The following is a 14,940-nucleotide window of genomic DNA, read 5'->3' as shown; positions in this document are numbered from 1 at the left end:
TCCCGAACTCGGTCGTGAAACGTTCCAGCGCCAATGGTACTTCGTCTTAAGACGCGGGAGAGTAGGTCGCTGCCAGGTCTGCAAAGCACACAAAAGCAAAACATTTTCTCAAAACAGACAGAATAATCGCCAATAGGCGAAACAATACGCATAATAAAGCGCAAAATACTACATTGGTGATTAAATACCATGTTCAGGAGCCGAGCAGCTCCTGTTCAACCGCAGACAGCAAAGCTGGCGAGGATGAACAAAACAAAAAAATAGGGCTGATAGCCCAAAGCTCAACAATTTATCGCGGGGTGGAGCAGCCCGGTAGCTCGTCAGGCTCATAACCTGAAGGCCGCAGGTTCAAATCCTGCCCCCGCAACCATCTTGACCTGCACATCGTGCAGCCCTTGGAAATCAACGGTTTCAGAGGCAATCGTCAGGGCTTCGACCTGCTCGATTTCGGAAATCTGCTTCCTGTTCAGCTCTTCCCGTGGTTTCAGTTTAATCCCTTTGCCGCCTTGGGCGATTTGCAGGATACCTGCTAGATCGCCGTGCAGGTCAGCGACAAGGGCGCTCTTATCCCCGTTCGGTGTGAGGATAATCTTGTCGATCAGGCCACGCAGAATCTTTGCCGATTCATCGCGGTGATCGGGGTCGTTCAAAGATGCGATAAGTTCGCGCACAGCAGTAGCGTAGCGCTCACCCATACGTGGATGGATGAAGGCCGGAACCTCTTCTTTCTGATTCAGGCTGACCGTTAGGGCATCCTTCTTAGCGGAGAGATCGTTTATCTCATCCTTGGTAAGCAGCGGATCAATGCCATTTTTGATGGCTTCGACCAGCTTGCGAATGGCCTTTTCCGTCTTCTCAAGCTCCTTCTGATTCTTCACGATATCCGCGTTGGCGGTCATGCGCAGACGGTTCATTTCCGCGACATACTCGTCGCAGAACAGTTTGGTCAGTTCGGGATTCATCAGCTTGTCCCGAAGTGCGCTTAGGACGCGCTCTTCCAGCACGTTCTGGCTGATCGTGATCCGGTTGTCGCATGTCCCTTTATTGCGTGCCGTCGAGCAGCCGTAGCGTTCCTTGGCGACGATCGACATGCCGCCACCACAGCAGCCGCATTTGAGCAGGAAGGACAGCAGCTTCGGAGGACGCTGTTTTTCCTGATAGGTCAATTTCCGATCCAGCTCGCCCTGATACTCCTTCACGGCATCCCATAGGGCTTGGTCGATGATGCGCAGGTCCGGCACTTCAGCCACGACCCACTTGTCTTGTGGGTTCGGCTTCGCCACGCGCTTGCCCGTTTCGGGGTTCTTCACATAGCGTTGCTTGTTCCAGATTTGCCGACCGATATAGAGTTCGTTGTTCAGGATGCCCGTACCGCGCTGACGGTTGCCATAGATCGTCGTTGCGCCCCATGCTTTGCCTGATGGGCAAGGGACGCCTTCCCTGTTCAGTTCGAAGGCGATCTTCTTCGGCGATTTGCCCTTCACATAGTCGCGGAAAATCCGCTCGACGATCGCAGCTTCGTCTGTGTTGATTTCTCGGTCGCCGGGGATAAGGTTGCCAGCGGAATCGTACTTGCGGACATTGTTGTAGCCATAGGCCTTGCCGCCCGCACATTTTCCAGCGAGAGCGCGGCCTTCAAGCCCACGATGGGTCTTGCGGCGCAGCTCGCTGATGTACATTTCGCTCATCATGCCGCCGATACCGACGTGCATCTGCGTAATGTGGCCTTCGCTGACCGTATGGATGGCCTGTTCAGCATAGGTCAGGTGCTTGTAGAGGCGCGCCATGTCTTCCATGTCGCGGCTCAAGCGATCCTGCGCTTCGGCTACGATGATGTCGAACTGTCCGGCACGAGCATCAGCCATAAGGGCTTGAATGCCGGGGCGCATCATGTTCGCGCCGCTCACAGCATGGTCGGAATATGTCTGGACGACTTGCCAACCCTTTGATTCTGCAAAGCGCATACAGATGCGCACTTGGTCCTCAATGGACGTGTCGGACTGTAAGTCCGTTGAATATCTTGCGTAAATTGCCACCCTTCTCATGTCTTCTTTCCTTTTGTTGGTGGCAAATTGTAGCTGGGATTGCTCTTGTTTTGCAACTTTTCAAAGTCCCGTGCCGCACTGATGCGAGCCAAATGCTTCACCAATTCCTTCACATGAGGGTGGGCCGTTCCCGAAGCCGCGTTAAAGGGCTTGGTTAGATCGCCCTTTCGCGCCTTCGAAAAATTGTCCGCCATTACCATCACAGCCCCTCATATCTTCAAGTTTACCGCAGAAAACAGCCATTTCGCAAATTTCTACTATGCTGTGCCGAGGCATGATGATGCTGATGATGTTGGGCATGGCTGCTTCTCCTGTTCACAAGCTGCATATTTGGATGGAACTTAGTGTAGAATGCATGCGTATGCTTGTTTTGATTAAGTATGTTTTACATAATAGCAAGTGAGCAGAAATAGGCAGGGCCGGATGGTTGGTGAGTATGACGGAAGCATGGTGCAGCGGTTGGCGCTGCGTCGTGCCTTGAAAGACCTCAACGAGCAGAGAGTTAGTGACCAGCGCGTCACTACGCTGCTGCTGGACGCGAAGGCGCAGGGGCGCATTCCCGGCTTTCCAAAGCAGTCTCGAGCGTCGCTGTCGCGCGCCACCATCCAGCGCATCCGCGAGGCCGACGAAAACCGGCTAGCCAGTATGCGGCACGGCACCATGGCGATGGTCTATAACTTCCTGTGCCAGTCGGAAGAGCTTGGGACGGAACTGTATGACGCGCGGACGCGTGTTCATTCTGCCCATTCCCACGCGCCGCTGCTGGAAGCGTTGCAGCGGCATCTGGGAGCGCAGCGGGGACCGCTGACTTCTGACGACCTACGGAGCCTTGAAGGGACGTTCCATTTGTACCGGAAGGCATGGACAACGCCGAACCATGACACCTATATCCGCTGCGTCCTGCGCTTCGAGTGGATCGGGGATGCGCTCTTCTATACCGAGGAACAGCGGTTCCACGACCCGATCGCCAAGGTTCCCGTCCACGAGACAGACAGCGGTGTCGTCCTGCCCTACGGTATGAATGTCGTGCTGCTAGGCCACAGCGAATCGAAAGACCTGCTGAAATTCTTCTCGCTGCACGACTTCTTCCCGTACCCTGACGGGGTGCAGCCTGTGCATACGATCGCAGGCAACTTCATCGCCGTTTACAGCAAAGGCCCCCATCCGGGCTTCCGCGCCTTTGCGCAGCGCGTCGAGGAGGGCGAGGCCAGCCCCGCCTTTTTTGGCGTGGGTGAACTCGATCCGGCCATACTGGAAAAGCTGTCCGGCTAGTCGGACACCACAGCCCCGTCATCGTTCACGATGATCGCAAGATGTGTGTGGTAGTACCACACATCTTGGCAAGGGGGCCGGTAGCCCGCCCCCGTTGCATCCCCCAAGCCTTGGCGCAATCATAGGCATCGAGCCTGATTGCACCATCCAAGCGTTTCGCCGCTTGAGCACTCGCGGGGAGCCTTCGGCGCTCCCCTGCACCCCATCGAGCAAAGAGCGTTCCTGCCCTTATGCAATCCAGACCAACCTTACGCAGATTGGATGAGCGCCATCTTCTCGAAGCTGGACCACGACATAAAGAGCGTATCGCCGCCCCTCATGGCACCCACTCGCCGGACTTGGAGCCTTCCTGCCCCACCGGCACCGAACCCTGGACAAGCGTTTGGTCGCCCGACCACCACACGGAGAACCTTCAAGCTCCCCGTGACCCCATGGCCATGCGTGTTTGTCGCTGGACCACAACGCCTTCTCCATGCAGAGGCGAGTGCCACCATTGTCTCGGTTGGAATGCGTAAAAAAAGCTATGCTTCACCAAATCGAGTGGGCGTGGCACTTCCTCTTCAGTTACTTCAATAGACAAGCTACTCGGCCAGCAAAACTCGATAGTAATAATCGGGTTGCAAGTTTTGGCTATTTTGGCCAATATATGCGCTTGAGCTGAGGGACAGACAAATGAAGCGCATCTCCGCCGCCGAGGCAAAAAATGGCTTTGGTCGCTTTATGGATCTTGCCCGTCGCGAACCTGTGCTGGTCGAGAAGCATAATCGGCCGGTAATCGTGGCAATCAGCGTAGAAGAGTATGAACGGCTGACGGGTGGGGCTGCCCCCGACCTGACGACTGACAAAACACAATCGGGGGAACCTAATGGCAATTGATCTTCAGGACTTATCACGGCGTCTATTTAAGACCGCAGAGCAGTTGTGGACCAACACCGCGCTGCGTCCTGATCAGTATGCCCAACCCGTTCTTGCGTTGATTGCCCTAAGGCAGATGGAAGCGCAATTTGATATCGTCCATGCTGAACTATCCAAAACCTTTACTGGCCGCCTGATACCTACGCCGCAAGATTACCACGGGCACGGCGCGGTGTTTCTGCCGGATCATGCTCGCTTCTCCTATCTCCTAAGCCTGCCTGAAACGGAGAACCTTGCCGACGCGCTCAATGCGGCGATGGAGGCCATCACCGAGCATAATCCCGACCTTGCCGGTGTGCTGCCGCGTGGTTACGGCGCACTGCCCAACAGCGTGCTGCGCGAAGTGCTGCGCCTGCTGTCCCCGCTGAAGATCGAGGGTGACGCCTACGGCCTGATCTTCGAGTATTTCATGGGCGAGTTCGCATCCGCCTTCATGCAAAAGGGCGGGGAGTATTTCACGCCCAGTTCCATTGTGAAGCTGATCGTTGAGGTGATCGAGCCCTATCACGGCAAGATATTTGATCCTGCCTGTGGATCAGGCGGCATGTTCGTGCATTCCGCCGAGTTCGTGAAGCGGCATCACAAGAACCCATCTCGTGAGATCAGCATCTACGGGGCTGAGAAGATGGAGGACACGCAGAAGCTGTGCCGCCTCAATCTCGCCGTGCATGGCCTCAGCGGCGACGTGCGGGTGGCCAACAGCTATTATGAAGACCCGCACAAGATGGTGGGCGCATTCGATTTTGTGATGGCGAACCCGCCGTTCAACCAGTCGGAGGTCGATCGGTCGCGGCTGGTCAACGATGCCGGGCATGTCGAGGCGCGCTTCTCGCTCGGCGTTCCCACGGTCAACAATGCGAATTATCTATGGATCGGTCTGTTCGCTGCCGCGCTCAATGACAATGGGCGCGCTGGCTTCGTCATGGCCAATTCCGCATCCGATGCGGGCGGATCAGAGCGCGAGATGCGCCGCAAGCTGATCGAGAGCGGCGCGGTGGACGTGATCGTCAGCACTTCGCCCAATATGTTTTTCACCGTCACCCTGCCGGTGACTTTGTGGTTCCTCGACAAGGGAAAGAAGGGCACGCCCCGCGCCGACGAGGTGCTGTTCATCGATGCGCGGCATATCTTCCGTCAGGTCAGTCGCGCTCAGCGCGATTTCTCGCCGGACCAGATCGAGTTTATCGGCAACATCGTGCGGTTGTGGCGCGGGCAGAAGGAGGAACTGGAGGCGGGCAGCGGCCCGGCGATGACGGCCACGTTCGGAGACGATGGCTACAAGGACGTGCCCGGCCTGTGCAAGGTCGCTACCCGTGCCGAGATCGCCGCGCAGGAGTGGAGCCTCAACCCCGGTCGCTATGTCGGCGTCGCACCCGGCGAGCAGGTAAAAGATGAGGACTTCCGCGAGCGGCTGGAAGCATTGCAGGAGGAACTGGAAAGGCTGAATGTGGAGGCGGCGCGCTTGCAGTCTGTGATCGCGGCAAATGTAGTAGAGGTGCTAGCGTGAGTGAATGGCAAGCTTACCGTATTGCCGATCTAGGGCAGGTTATAACGGGGAGGACGCCTGCCACTAACAGACCCGAACTTCTGGGAAACGGAACAGCTTTCGTCACGCCTACTGATATTTCAGAACAAAGCATTTATGCTGAACCCCAGCGACGACTATCGTCGACGGGTGATGCGGAGTTCCGTCGTGTTATACTTCCTCCTGATAGTGTCTGCTTCACCTGCATCGCATCAATCGGGAAGATGTGTTTAACGAGTGAACCAACTCTTACAAATCAGCAGATCAACTCTCTGATAGTAGATCATTCCCGCGTTGTCCCTCGCTGGGCATTTTACGCGCTAAAGGCAATGCGTGAAGAGATTTCTGCGATTGCCTCTGGAGCAGCCACCCCGATCATCAATAAGACCTCTTTCGGCAACATCCAACTATTAGTTCCTCCACTCGAAACTCAGCGCCGCATCGCGTCGATCCTTGGGGCGTATGACGATCTGATCGAGGTCAACCGGCGGCGGATCGCGGTGCTGGAGGAGATGGCGCGGGGGCTGTTCGAGGAATGGTTCGTCCGCTTCCGTTTCCCCGGCCATGAATCGGTATCGATCCACGACACACAAGATGGCCCGCTGCCGGAGGGGTGGGGATTTGCCCCTCTTGATAGCTTTGTCGTGCTTCAGCGTGGCTTTGACCTTCCGAAATCGAGCCGGGTCGATGGGGACATCCCGGTTTACTCCGCCAGCGGGTTCCATGGGGGACATAACGAACACAAAGTGAATGGTCCTGGCCTAGTAACGGGACGATCCGGGACTATTGGCCAAGTTCACCTTGTCATGGAAAATTTCTGGCCATTGAACACCACCCTTTATGTGCGGGAATTCAGACGGGCAGGCCCCGCATATGGATTATTCCTGCTCCGCCACATGGATCTCGCCAAACACAGCAGCGGTTCGGCTGTTCCCACGCTCAATCGCAATCACATCCATAACATCAAGCTACCCGCCGCCCCTCAGTCATTGATCGACAGATTTGAGAGATTTGCATTGGCAAACCTCCAAGGGAGCCGGATAATTGAACTGCAAAACGAGCGGTTAGTGTCTTCCCGCGACCTCCTTCTCCCGCGCCTGATCTCTGGTGAGCTTTCTGTCGCCGAGGCGGAACGCGAACTGGAAGAGGCTGCCTGATATGGCACGGGGGCTTACCGGCGTCGTCGCTTCCGAGGGTGGCATTGTCGAAAAGCCAGCCCTTGCCCTGTTGCAGAAACTGGGCTGGCAGCATGTCGATCTGCATGGCGAACAGCCGGGACCTGCCAACCCCACAGGGCGCACCAGCTTTCATCAGGCCTATTTCCCCGCCCATCTGAAGGCGGCGCTGCGCAAGTTGAACCCAGCCTTGCCAGCGGAGGCCCTCACGCAGGCCGAAGCGGAACTGACCCGCGACCGTTCGGCCATGCTGCCGGTGGCCGCCAATCGCGAGGTGCTTTCACTCATACGCAACGGCGTCCCGGTTCAGGTGCGGCGCGATGACGGGAAGTTCGACGATTTGCTGGTGCGCGTGATCGACTGGCGGGACATCGCGGCCAATCACTTCCTTGTCGCGAGCCAGGTCTGGATCGACGGAGTGCTGCACCGGCGGCGGCCGGACACCATCGGCTTCGTCAACGGCCTGCCGCTGCTTCTGGCGGAGTGGAAGGCTCCCGCCTGCCCGCTGGCGGACGCCTACGATAACAACCTGCGCGACTACCGCGACACCATCCCCCACCTGTTCCCGGCCAATGGCTTCGTGATCCTGTCGAATGGGTTGGAAGCTATCATGGGTGCAGCAAATGCTCCCTATGAGGTCTTCGCGCCGTGGAAGCGGCTGGAGGAAGACGGGCCGGACGATCCCAGCCTTGAAACCCTGCTGCGCGCAACCTGCGAACCTGCCCGCTTCCTCGACCTGATCGAGAGCTTCGTGCTGTTCGACGAGGCACGCGGGGGCCTGCGCAAGATCGTCGGAAAATATCATCAGGTGCTGGGCGTCAACCGCGCCATCGAAGCCGTCCGCCATATCGAGAGCAATCAGGGGCGGCTGGGCGTGTTCTGGCACACGCAAGGGTCAGGCAAGAGCCTGTCCATGGTGATGTTCGCGGAAAAGGTGCTGAGGCGGCTGGGCGGGAATTACACCTTCGTCATTGTCACCGACCGCACCGAGCTGGACGACCAGATTGCCGGGCAGTTTGCGTCGGCGGGCGCGCTCACCAAGGATATTCATCAGGCGCAGGCGGGAAGCCGCGCCCATCTGAAAGAGCTTCTTGCGGGCAATGAACGCTATGTGTTCTCCCTGATCCAGAAGTTCAGCACGGCCGACAGGGAGCCGATGCCGGTGCTGTCCGAACGATCCGACATCATCGTGATGACCGACGAAGCCCACCGCAGCCAGTATGACCAACTTGCCGCCAATATGCGGGCGGCGCTGCCCAACGCCTCCTTTATCGGCTTTACCGGCACTCCACTGATCCAGGGTGAGGAAAGCCGCACCCGCGAGGTGTTCGGTGATTACGTCTCTGTCTATGATTTTGCTCAGTCCGTGCGCGACGGGGCGACCGTCCCCCTATTCTACGAGGCGCGAAAACCAGAACTACAGCTTAACGCAGATGAGCTGCGTGAAGAGCTGGACGAGCTGCTTGATGACGCCATGCTTGACGAGGAGCAAGAGAATAAACTCAGGCACCAATTTGGGCGGCAATACACGCTCATCACTGCATCCGACCGATTGGACAAGGTGGCCGAGGACGTGGCGCTGCATTTCGCCATGCGGGGCTATCGCGGCAAGGCGATGTTCGTCGCCATCGACAAGGCAACCGCCGTCGCCATGCACGATAGGGTTAAAGCTGCTATCGCGCGCCTGATCGCGCAGGATGAGGAGCGGCTAACGGTTGCGCATGAGGCAGAGGGTGCGACGATAGCCGAACGGCTAATGTGGCTGCGTGAACTCGACATGGCAGTGGTGGTTAGCCAGAGCCAAAACGAGATTGACGACCTGCGCAAGAAAAGCCTCGACATTCTTCCCCACCGCGAGCGAATGCAGAAAGAGGATTTGGAAGCCAAATTCAAAGACCCTGATGATCCGCTGCGATTGGTATTTGTCTGCGCCATGTGGATCACCGGCTTTGACGTGCCCACTATCGGCACGGTCTATCTGGATAAGCCGATGAAAAACCACACGCTGATGCAGACCATTGCGCGGGCTAACCGCCGCTCGGAGGGCAAAACATCCGGTGTGATTGTCGATTATATCGGCGTATTCCAGAATCTGCAGAAGGCGCTTGTTCTCTATGCAGGCAGCGGGGGCGGTACTGGTGACGGAGAAAGCCCGATCAAGGGGAAAGACGAACTCGTCTCGGCCCTAGAACAGACTCTGGAAACGGCGCAAGCCTTCGTCCAGCCGCTGGGAGTCGAAGTGGATGCCATCATGGAGGTGCGCGATTTTGCCAGACTGCGGCTTATTAGTGAGGCCGTGGAAACCCTGATCGCGCCAGACGAACGCCGTCGCGAATTCCTCCGCCTGACCACAGCTGTCACCAAAGCCTACAAAGCGCTTCTGCCCGATGAGCGGGCCGCACCCTATCTCAAGCCGGTTGCCGTATTTCACACCCTGTCCGACGCGGTGAAAGCAAAGCTAGGTCCGGTCGATATATCTGCTATCTCTGCCCGCATCGCTGAGCTGCTCGATGAAAAGCTGGAGGGTGTTGCGATCCTAACGCCCATTGTCGAAGGCGAAACGGCAACTGGGCGCGTGGATCTCTCGGATATTGACTTCGGCAAGCTGGCCGACCTCTTTGCTAGCAGTCCAAAAGTCACTGCTGAAAAGCTTCGCGACGAAGCGGAAGACAAAGTCCGAAAAATGGCTGAGGCCAATCCAACGCGGCAGCACCTAGTTGAGCGGCTGGAAAAGCTGGTCGCTGACTACAATACTGGCTCGGTCGATGCCGAACAGTTTTTTGAGGCGCTGAAAACGTTTATCGGTGACATGGATGAGGAGGAGCACCGCGCCGCACGCGAGGAGCTGACAGACGAAGAGCTTGCAATCTTCGATCTGCTAACAACCCCCGAGCCCAAGCTCACAAAGGCCGAGGAAAAGGAGGTGAAGCGGGTGGCGCGAACCTTACTGGAAAAGCTGCGTGAACTAACTGCTGCCATTGATTGGGTCAGAGGACAGGAAACGCGCGGCGTTGTCTGGACGGAAATCAGGCAACGCCTCAATGAACTGCCGGAAACCCCGTATCCGCAAGCAATTTGGGATGCCAAAGTGAATCGGGTTTGGGAGTTTGTTATCAGACGATACGCCTAAACGGAGAGAAAGATAGCACTGCGGTTTTTCAAGTGGCGTACCTGCCATAATCTTCAAGAAACACGGCTCTAACACGATAGGCGCGACGCCACCCTTACTTATCCCAGCTGTCTTAGCCTACTTTGAAGGCTCGATGCAGGATGAACGCTGACTGATACCGGCGCTTTTTCTGCGTGGGCATTTTCTTGAGCCGGTCGCCGCTGCCCATTGCGGCCTTCTTTCTGGCTTTCCTGACAGTCCCTCCCATCCCTTGCAACGGCATGCGCCGTCTTTCCGCTTTGCCCGCCCCTTCGGGGTGCAAGGGCTGTTTTGGCCTGCCTCTCCGGACGCCATCAGGCCGCGATGGTCGCGGCTTCAACCGGCAAAAGGAGAGAAACCATGTCACGCACGACCAAATTCGATGTCCATCAGGAGATCACCAACCGCATCGTTGATGCAATCGAAACCGCAGGGGAATTCCGCCTTCCTTGGGTCAGCAACAAATCGGGAAGTTTCGCCCGCCCCGTCAATGTCGCATCGCGCAAACCCTATAACGGCGTCAACATCGTCAGCCTTTGGGTATCTGCTCTTTCCAGCGAGTTTCCTTCAAATATCTGGGGTACGTACCGCCAATGGCAGGAGCAGGGATGCCAAGTCCGCAAGGGCGAGAAATCTTCCCTCGTCGTCTTCTACAAGACCATCGATGTCGAGCAGGTCAACGACCGTACAGGCGAAACCGAACAGGCCGAGCGCATGTTCGCCCGCGCGAGCTGGGTCTTCAACGCCACGCAGGTTGACGGCTTTCCGATCGAGCAAAACGATATTCCGGATGCGCCGCTTTTCGATCCGATCGCCCGCGCCGAATCCTTTGTCCGTGCCACTGGTGCGGTTGTTGAGGAAACTGGCGACAAGGCTTGCTTCATCCCCTCGCTCGACATCATTCGTATGCCGGAACGTCGCCGCTTCACCGGCACCGATACGACCACGCCCGCCGAAGGCTTCTACAGCACCATCTGCCATGAGTTGACCCACTGGTCGGGGACAAAATCCCGCCTCGATCGGGATATGTCCGGACGCTTCGGTTCCGAAGCCTATGCCGTCGAGGAACTGGTGGCCGAACTTGGCGCAGCCTTCCTGTGCAGTGATCTTGGCATCACGCCGGAGCCGCGCGCCGATCATGCGCAGTACATCAAGAACTGGCTTGAAGTCCTGAAATCGGACAAAAAGGCGATCTTCACCGCCGCGTCGAAAGCGTCCGAAGCCGCCAACTGGCTGCAATCCTTGGCCGTCAGCGACATCGTGGAGGATGCGGCTTAGGCCGCATCCATCCCCTATGCAGCGCCCGTTACGATCGGCAGCTTCTCAAGATGCTTGTCGATTGTCTCGACAACTTTCCCATCCATCGGCAGATGGGACTTCTCCGATGCCCATTGATCCATGAACAGGGAAACCGTTTCCTTTGCAGTATCGGTCACAAGCTTGCGGGGCAGGGCTGCCTTTGCGGCAAGGTGTTCCAACTCGTCAATCGTATAGCCCGCAAAATCCTTTGTCCGACTGAATGTCAGGGCGGATTGATCGTTCGGAATATACGGGATCGTTGAAACGAAATCATAGGCGGGCGAAAGCCGCGCATGACGCCGATCAGGATAGATCAGCGACCAGTTTTTAAGGTGCATATCGCCGTTTCCGATCAGGACGTTGAACGTCAGACGGCGGATGAATTCGGCAATGTCATCGTGATCAGATTCGGCGGCGACGACGGAAATCAGGTTCCGGAAACTGGCCTTTTTGTATTTGTCTTCCGGATAGACGCCGAACACCTGTGCGAAATCCTCGATATGGGTGACGCCGCCTTCGGAATTCCGGTCAAACCGTTCGATGACAAAAGCCTTCTGCCCTAGCTGTTCGATACCTTCCGGCATGTTTCCTATGGCGCTGACATCGACCAGATCAATCGACGGAACATTGATGCCGACCGACTTGGCAAGCGACATCATCGAAAACTCGTTTTCCGGCACTTTCGGAAATTCCCGCGAGGGAAGTTTGACGATCCAGTCGCCGCCGACGCCGCTGGCGGGAATTGTCAGTCCGCCGCCTGGGTGAGTGACCGCCGAAAATTTAAGCTGCACTCCGGCAAGGGAGAAGCGCAAGGCATCTTCCGCCGCCGCTTTCGCAATCTCACCTTCCGGCTCGTCATAGGCGGCGTCCGGCCATGCTTCGCCATCGGCTGGCGTTACCGTGATCGCGCCGGGTAAGTCTTGCCCCAAGACCCACAGCAGGAAAAATTCGCGATCGGCATGAATCCCTGCCTTCTCCGCGAGGTATTTGCGCAGATGCCCTTCCGGAAGCAGATTGGAAAAGAATGGCATCAGCCTGATTTTGTACGGCCTGAAATCCGTCAGCAGGTCGCCGAACTGGTCCTTGAACCGCAGGCCAAGGGTCGGGCGATCGGGGTTTCCGACATAGGCCTCATTGAATGCGAACAGGGTCCGCTCCCCACCAACATAGGTGATGGTGCCTATCTCCTGATCGTAAAGTCGGACGGTAAGAACGGAAACGTCAGGCATCGTCGTCCTCATCCAGTGAGTATGCGGGCCGTGGTGCATCCGGCTTTTCCGATGGCGATGTCACGGCGGATGTCTGACGGATAATCGAATGAACCGCTGGCAGAGCCTTGCGCGGCACCAATGCGACTTCCAGATCAAGGGCGTTCGCAATGGCGATCAGGCTGGACAGCCGCAGGTCAACACTACCGGATTCGATGCGCGATATCTGCGCTTGGGGCACACCGGCAAGCTTGCTCAGGACGCGCTGGCTCAAATCTTTGGCCTGTCGCGTTTCTCGCAGCCGTTCGGCGATGGGTTGGGCTTCATAGTTCATGCGATGTCGCTTTCAGCATCATTTCTGCTGTATGATATCGCATAATGCATCGAAACACAAGAAGGCTTTGTCGGTTTCGATATCGAAAACGGCATCATTTGGCGCATACGATGTCGAATAGGGCATCTTATGTGCTGGGGTGCGGTAGGCGCGGTCAGCGTTACCGCCCCGGTGACGGCCACCATGTTCGGCGGCGATGCAGCACGGTTTCGATGTTTTCCATCGAGGCGAGGATGTTCCGACGGTCGGCGCTGCCGATGTCGGACTGGATCAGGGCGCGCCACAGCGCGTCGTACAACGTCAGCAAGTCCGTATCGGACATTCCTTCCAAGATGATGATGGTGATGATCGGGTGCATGAAAGCTCCTTTCGGCTACCGGCACGAACCATTTCGGGCCTTGGCCGATCGGAAAGGCGCAAACGAATGGTGCTGCACCCTTGGGGCGTCACGTCAGTAGAGCAGGTCATGACCATGACCTTGCGCGTCGGAATCTTCCGGCTTGTGCCAATATCGATCGCTGGCCTGAATGGATCGTCCGCCGTGACGAAGAGGGGCTGATGGTCCCGATTTTCTTGTCATCTATTGGAGCGCAATGTCGCCCGTATGGGATTGAGTGGCTTCCTTCGATCCGCCTGAATTCCTGACCACCACGGTTCAGCCGTCAATGCACTGCCCGCGCCGGTTCGCGTGCCGCTCACCCGTGTTGTGCATGACGTCCGCCCCTATGTGCCGGTCTTTCGGAAAGGCGTAACGAGCCAACCCAAACCAAAGGAGCAACATCATGGCACGCAACAGCAACAATCAATCTTCCGAAACCAAAGCCCCCGACTTCATCGCGTGGCAGGTCATCCAGAAAGGCGACAAATCTGTCTGGCATAAGGTCGGAGCCTCATGGCAGCACAAGGATCAAAAGGGCATGACGCTACAGCTTGATGTCATCCCCTTGGGCGGGCGCATCGTTCTTCGTCATCCGCAGGACAGTGCCGAAAACACTTCTGCAAAAGCGGGGCGATCATGATCGCCCCCATCACCACCATGATCGATTGGCAGGGTATTCGTCTGACAGTCTTGCATAAGCCGAACTGGACGGGCTGCGGCTTCGACCACATCGAAATCACCAGTCGGAACCGCGCACCCTTTCCGATATCGGAAACCGGCTATCGCTCGCACTTTCTGCATGGTGACGAGATCAGGCGATACGGTGATGCGACGGCCTATGTGCAGGCATGGCTGGACGAGGCCGGTCACACGACGGCATGGCAACGTATCGATCAGGAAACGCGGCAGCTCACACTTTTCTGAAATTCCGATCGGTCTTGCAGGGCGCAAGGCCGTCCGATGCGGGCGCAGGGCGATTCATGGCGCGCCGCAATGTAAGGGCGCTGATGTTGAACGTGGCGGCCACACTTTGGCGGGATTGTCCCGCTGCGATCATCGCCGCTGCTTCCGCCACATCGACGGACGACAACTTGCGCGGCCTGCCCAGCCGAACCCCGCGTAGCTTCGCGGCCTGTAATCCCGCCTTCGTCCGGTCGCGGATCAGTTCGCGCTCGAACTCGGCCAGTGCGGCAAGAATATGGACGTAGAACCGTCCGCCCGCGCTTGTCGTGTCGATTTGCTCGCGCAGGGAAGAAAGCCCCACGCCACGATCCTGCAACACTGTGATCGTCCCGATCAGGTGGGTAAGGGATCGTCCCAATCGATCCAGCCGCCAAACAATTAGATGATCGCCGGACCTTGCAACAGCCAGTGCTGCGGCCAGACCCTTTCTGTCTGCCTTGTTACCTGAAATGCCGTGATCCTCGAAAATTTGGACGCAACCGGCTTCTCGCAAGGCGCGGCGTTGCAGGTCGGAATTTTGCTCGGTGGTGGATACACGGGCATAGCCGATGCGCATGGAGCAACCGTTCAAAATGGGTTGTTTTTGAACGCATGGTTGCTTCACTGATTGGGGAATGGGTAACACAACATATAGTCGTCGCTTCGATGTTTATTTCAATATTGAGCAATATATTGAA

General features: G+C 57.1%; 14 protein-coding genes, 1 tRNA gene and 1 rRNA gene. 11 read left to right on the top strand and 5 right to left on the bottom strand.

The genetic code is table 11. The annotated features are described in order from the left end of the window. Both rrf and C7374_RS15075 read left to right on the top strand, forming a co-directional pair. Positions 1-78: ribosomal RNA gene (gene rrf / locus C7374_RS16620) — 5S ribosomal RNA — on the top strand; the annotation flags it as partial. 215 nt (positions 79-293) lie between these two features. After that, positions 294-370: transfer RNA gene (locus C7374_RS15075), tRNA-Met, on the top strand. Here the strand turns inward: C7374_RS15075 and C7374_RS16615 are convergent. Continuing rightward, positions 327-2,045, bottom strand: a complete 1,719-nt coding sequence (locus tag C7374_RS16615; RefSeq protein WP_111576432.1) for a recombinase family protein — start codon at positions 2,043-2,045, stop codon at positions 327-329. The two genes, C7374_RS15075 and C7374_RS16615, sit on opposite strands and share 44 nt — an antisense overlap. After that, complete coding sequence (locus tag C7374_RS15065; protein WP_146612753.1) at positions 2,042-2,239, bottom strand: hypothetical protein; 198 nt, start codon at positions 2,237-2,239, stop codon at positions 2,042-2,044. Before C7374_RS15065 ends, C7374_RS16615 begins: the two co-directional genes overlap by 4 nt. A gap of 229 nt (positions 2,240-2,468) precedes the next feature. Here C7374_RS15065 and C7374_RS15060 point away from each other — a divergent pair, with 229 nt between their 5' ends. The 6 genes from C7374_RS15060 to C7374_RS15035 all read left to right on the top strand — a co-directional run bounded on the left by C7374_RS15060 (position 2,469) and on the right by C7374_RS15035 (position 11,358). After that, complete coding sequence (locus tag C7374_RS15060; RefSeq protein WP_111576427.1) at positions 2,469-3,317, top strand: hypothetical protein; 849 nt, start codon at positions 2,469-2,471, stop codon at positions 3,315-3,317. A gap of 672 nt (positions 3,318-3,989) precedes the next feature. After that, a complete protein-coding gene (locus tag C7374_RS15055) occupies positions 3,990-4,193 on the top strand; it encodes a type II toxin-antitoxin system Phd/YefM family antitoxin (RefSeq protein ID WP_111576426.1) in 204 nt (67 codons plus the stop codon). Beyond that, on the top strand, positions 4,183-5,739 hold the full coding sequence (locus tag C7374_RS15050; protein ID WP_111576425.1) for a type I restriction-modification system subunit M: 1,557 nt from the start codon (positions 4,183-4,185) through the stop codon (positions 5,737-5,739). Before C7374_RS15055 ends, C7374_RS15050 begins: the two co-directional genes overlap by 11 nt. Further along, positions 5,736-6,914: a restriction endonuclease subunit S gene (locus C7374_RS15045; RefSeq protein WP_158527869.1), complete on the top strand. Its 1,179-nt coding sequence runs from the start codon at positions 5,736-5,738 to the stop codon at positions 6,912-6,914. Before C7374_RS15050 ends, C7374_RS15045 begins: the two co-directional genes overlap by 4 nt. 1 nt (position 6,915) lies before the next feature. After that, entirely contained in the window at positions 6,916-10,062 is a 3,147-nt protein-coding gene (locus C7374_RS15040; RefSeq protein ID WP_111576423.1) for a type I restriction endonuclease subunit R, read from the top strand. Positions 10,063-10,440: 378 nt separating this feature from the next. Continuing rightward, on the top strand, positions 10,441-11,358 hold the full coding sequence (locus C7374_RS15035) for an ArdC family protein (RefSeq protein WP_111576422.1): 918 nt from the start codon (positions 10,441-10,443) through the stop codon (positions 11,356-11,358). Between the two features lie 14 nt (positions 11,359-11,372). Here C7374_RS15035 and C7374_RS15030 read toward each other — a convergent pair whose 3' ends face one another. Continuing rightward, the gene (locus C7374_RS15030) at positions 11,373-12,608 is read right to left on the bottom strand and encodes a type II toxin-antitoxin system HipA family toxin (protein ID WP_111576421.1); all 1,236 of its coding nucleotides are present in this window, start codon (positions 12,606-12,608) and stop codon (positions 11,373-11,375) included. Continuing rightward, positions 12,601-12,921, bottom strand: a complete 321-nt coding sequence (locus tag C7374_RS15025; protein WP_111576420.1) for a helix-turn-helix domain-containing protein — start codon at positions 12,919-12,921, stop codon at positions 12,601-12,603. The genes C7374_RS15030 and C7374_RS15025 overlap by 8 nt, the downstream gene beginning before the upstream one ends. Positions 12,922-13,117: 196 nt before the next feature. On the opposite strand from C7374_RS15025, the gene C7374_RS15020 reads away from it, so the two are divergent. The 3 genes from C7374_RS15020 (at position 13,118) to C7374_RS15010 (ending at position 14,224) form a co-directional block, all read left to right on the top strand. Next, positions 13,118-13,480 carry a hypothetical protein gene (locus C7374_RS15020; RefSeq protein WP_111576419.1) on the top strand — a complete coding sequence of 121 codons (363 nt, stop codon included), beginning with the start codon at positions 13,118-13,120 and terminating at the stop codon, positions 13,478-13,480. Positions 13,481-13,703: 223 nt separating this feature from the next. Beyond that, positions 13,704-13,940, top strand: a complete 237-nt coding sequence (locus C7374_RS15015; RefSeq protein ID WP_111576418.1) for a hypothetical protein — start codon at positions 13,704-13,706, stop codon at positions 13,938-13,940. Continuing rightward, positions 13,937-14,224, top strand: a complete 288-nt coding sequence (locus C7374_RS15010; RefSeq protein WP_210205156.1) for a hypothetical protein — start codon at positions 13,937-13,939, stop codon at positions 14,222-14,224. Before C7374_RS15015 ends, C7374_RS15010 begins: the two co-directional genes overlap by 4 nt. On the opposite strand, the gene C7374_RS15005 is transcribed toward C7374_RS15010, so the two are convergent. Next, positions 14,211-14,819: a recombinase family protein gene (locus C7374_RS15005; RefSeq protein ID WP_111576417.1), complete on the bottom strand. Its 609-nt coding sequence runs from the start codon at positions 14,817-14,819 to the stop codon at positions 14,211-14,213. The two genes, C7374_RS15010 and C7374_RS15005, sit on opposite strands and share 14 nt — an antisense overlap. Positions 14,820-14,940: the final 121 nt, after the last annotated feature.

Origin of the sequence: Falsochrobactrum ovis (assembly GCF_003259955.1) — a bacterium.
Taxonomy (GTDB): Bacteria; Pseudomonadota; Alphaproteobacteria; order Rhizobiales; family Rhizobiaceae; genus Brucella; species Brucella ovis_A.
This window is presented reverse-complemented; position numbering and strand designations above follow the sequence as displayed.

What these genes read in the sequence shown, in the direction of transcription:
- C7374_RS16615 (WP_111576432.1), bottom strand. Translation starts at nt 2,045, where the DNA reads ATGAGAAGGGTGGCAATTTACGCAAGATATTCAACGGACTTACAGTCC.
- C7374_RS15065 (WP_146612753.1), bottom strand. Translation starts at nt 2,239, where the DNA reads ATGGCGGACAATTTTTCGAAGGCGCGAAAGGGCGATCTAACCAAGCCC.
- C7374_RS15060 (WP_111576427.1), top strand. Translation starts at nt 2,469, where the DNA reads ATGGTTGGTGAGTATGACGGAAGCATGGTGCAGCGGTTGGCGCTGCGT.
- C7374_RS15055 (WP_111576426.1), top strand. Translation starts at nt 3,990, where the DNA reads ATGAAGCGCATCTCCGCCGCCGAGGCAAAAAATGGCTTTGGTCGCTTT.
- C7374_RS15050 (WP_111576425.1), top strand. Translation starts at nt 4,183, where the DNA reads ATGGCAATTGATCTTCAGGACTTATCACGGCGTCTATTTAAGACCGCA.
- C7374_RS15040 (WP_111576423.1), top strand. Translation starts at nt 6,916, where the DNA reads ATGGCACGGGGGCTTACCGGCGTCGTCGCTTCCGAGGGTGGCATTGTC.
- C7374_RS15035 (WP_111576422.1), top strand. Translation starts at nt 10,441, where the DNA reads ATGTCACGCACGACCAAATTCGATGTCCATCAGGAGATCACCAACCGC.
- C7374_RS15030 (WP_111576421.1), bottom strand. Translation starts at nt 12,608, where the DNA reads ATGCCTGACGTTTCCGTTCTTACCGTCCGACTTTACGATCAGGAGATA.
- C7374_RS15025 (WP_111576420.1), bottom strand. Translation starts at nt 12,921, where the DNA reads ATGAACTATGAAGCCCAACCCATCGCCGAACGGCTGCGAGAAACGCGA.
- C7374_RS15020 (WP_111576419.1), top strand. Translation starts at nt 13,118, where the DNA reads ATGCAGCACGGTTTCGATGTTTTCCATCGAGGCGAGGATGTTCCGACG.
- C7374_RS15015 (WP_111576418.1), top strand. Translation starts at nt 13,704, where the DNA reads ATGGCACGCAACAGCAACAATCAATCTTCCGAAACCAAAGCCCCCGAC.
- C7374_RS15010 (WP_210205156.1), top strand. Translation starts at nt 13,937, where the DNA reads ATGATCGCCCCCATCACCACCATGATCGATTGGCAGGGTATTCGTCTG.
- C7374_RS15005 (WP_111576417.1), bottom strand. Translation starts at nt 14,819, where the DNA reads ATGCGCATCGGCTATGCCCGTGTATCCACCACCGAGCAAAATTCCGAC.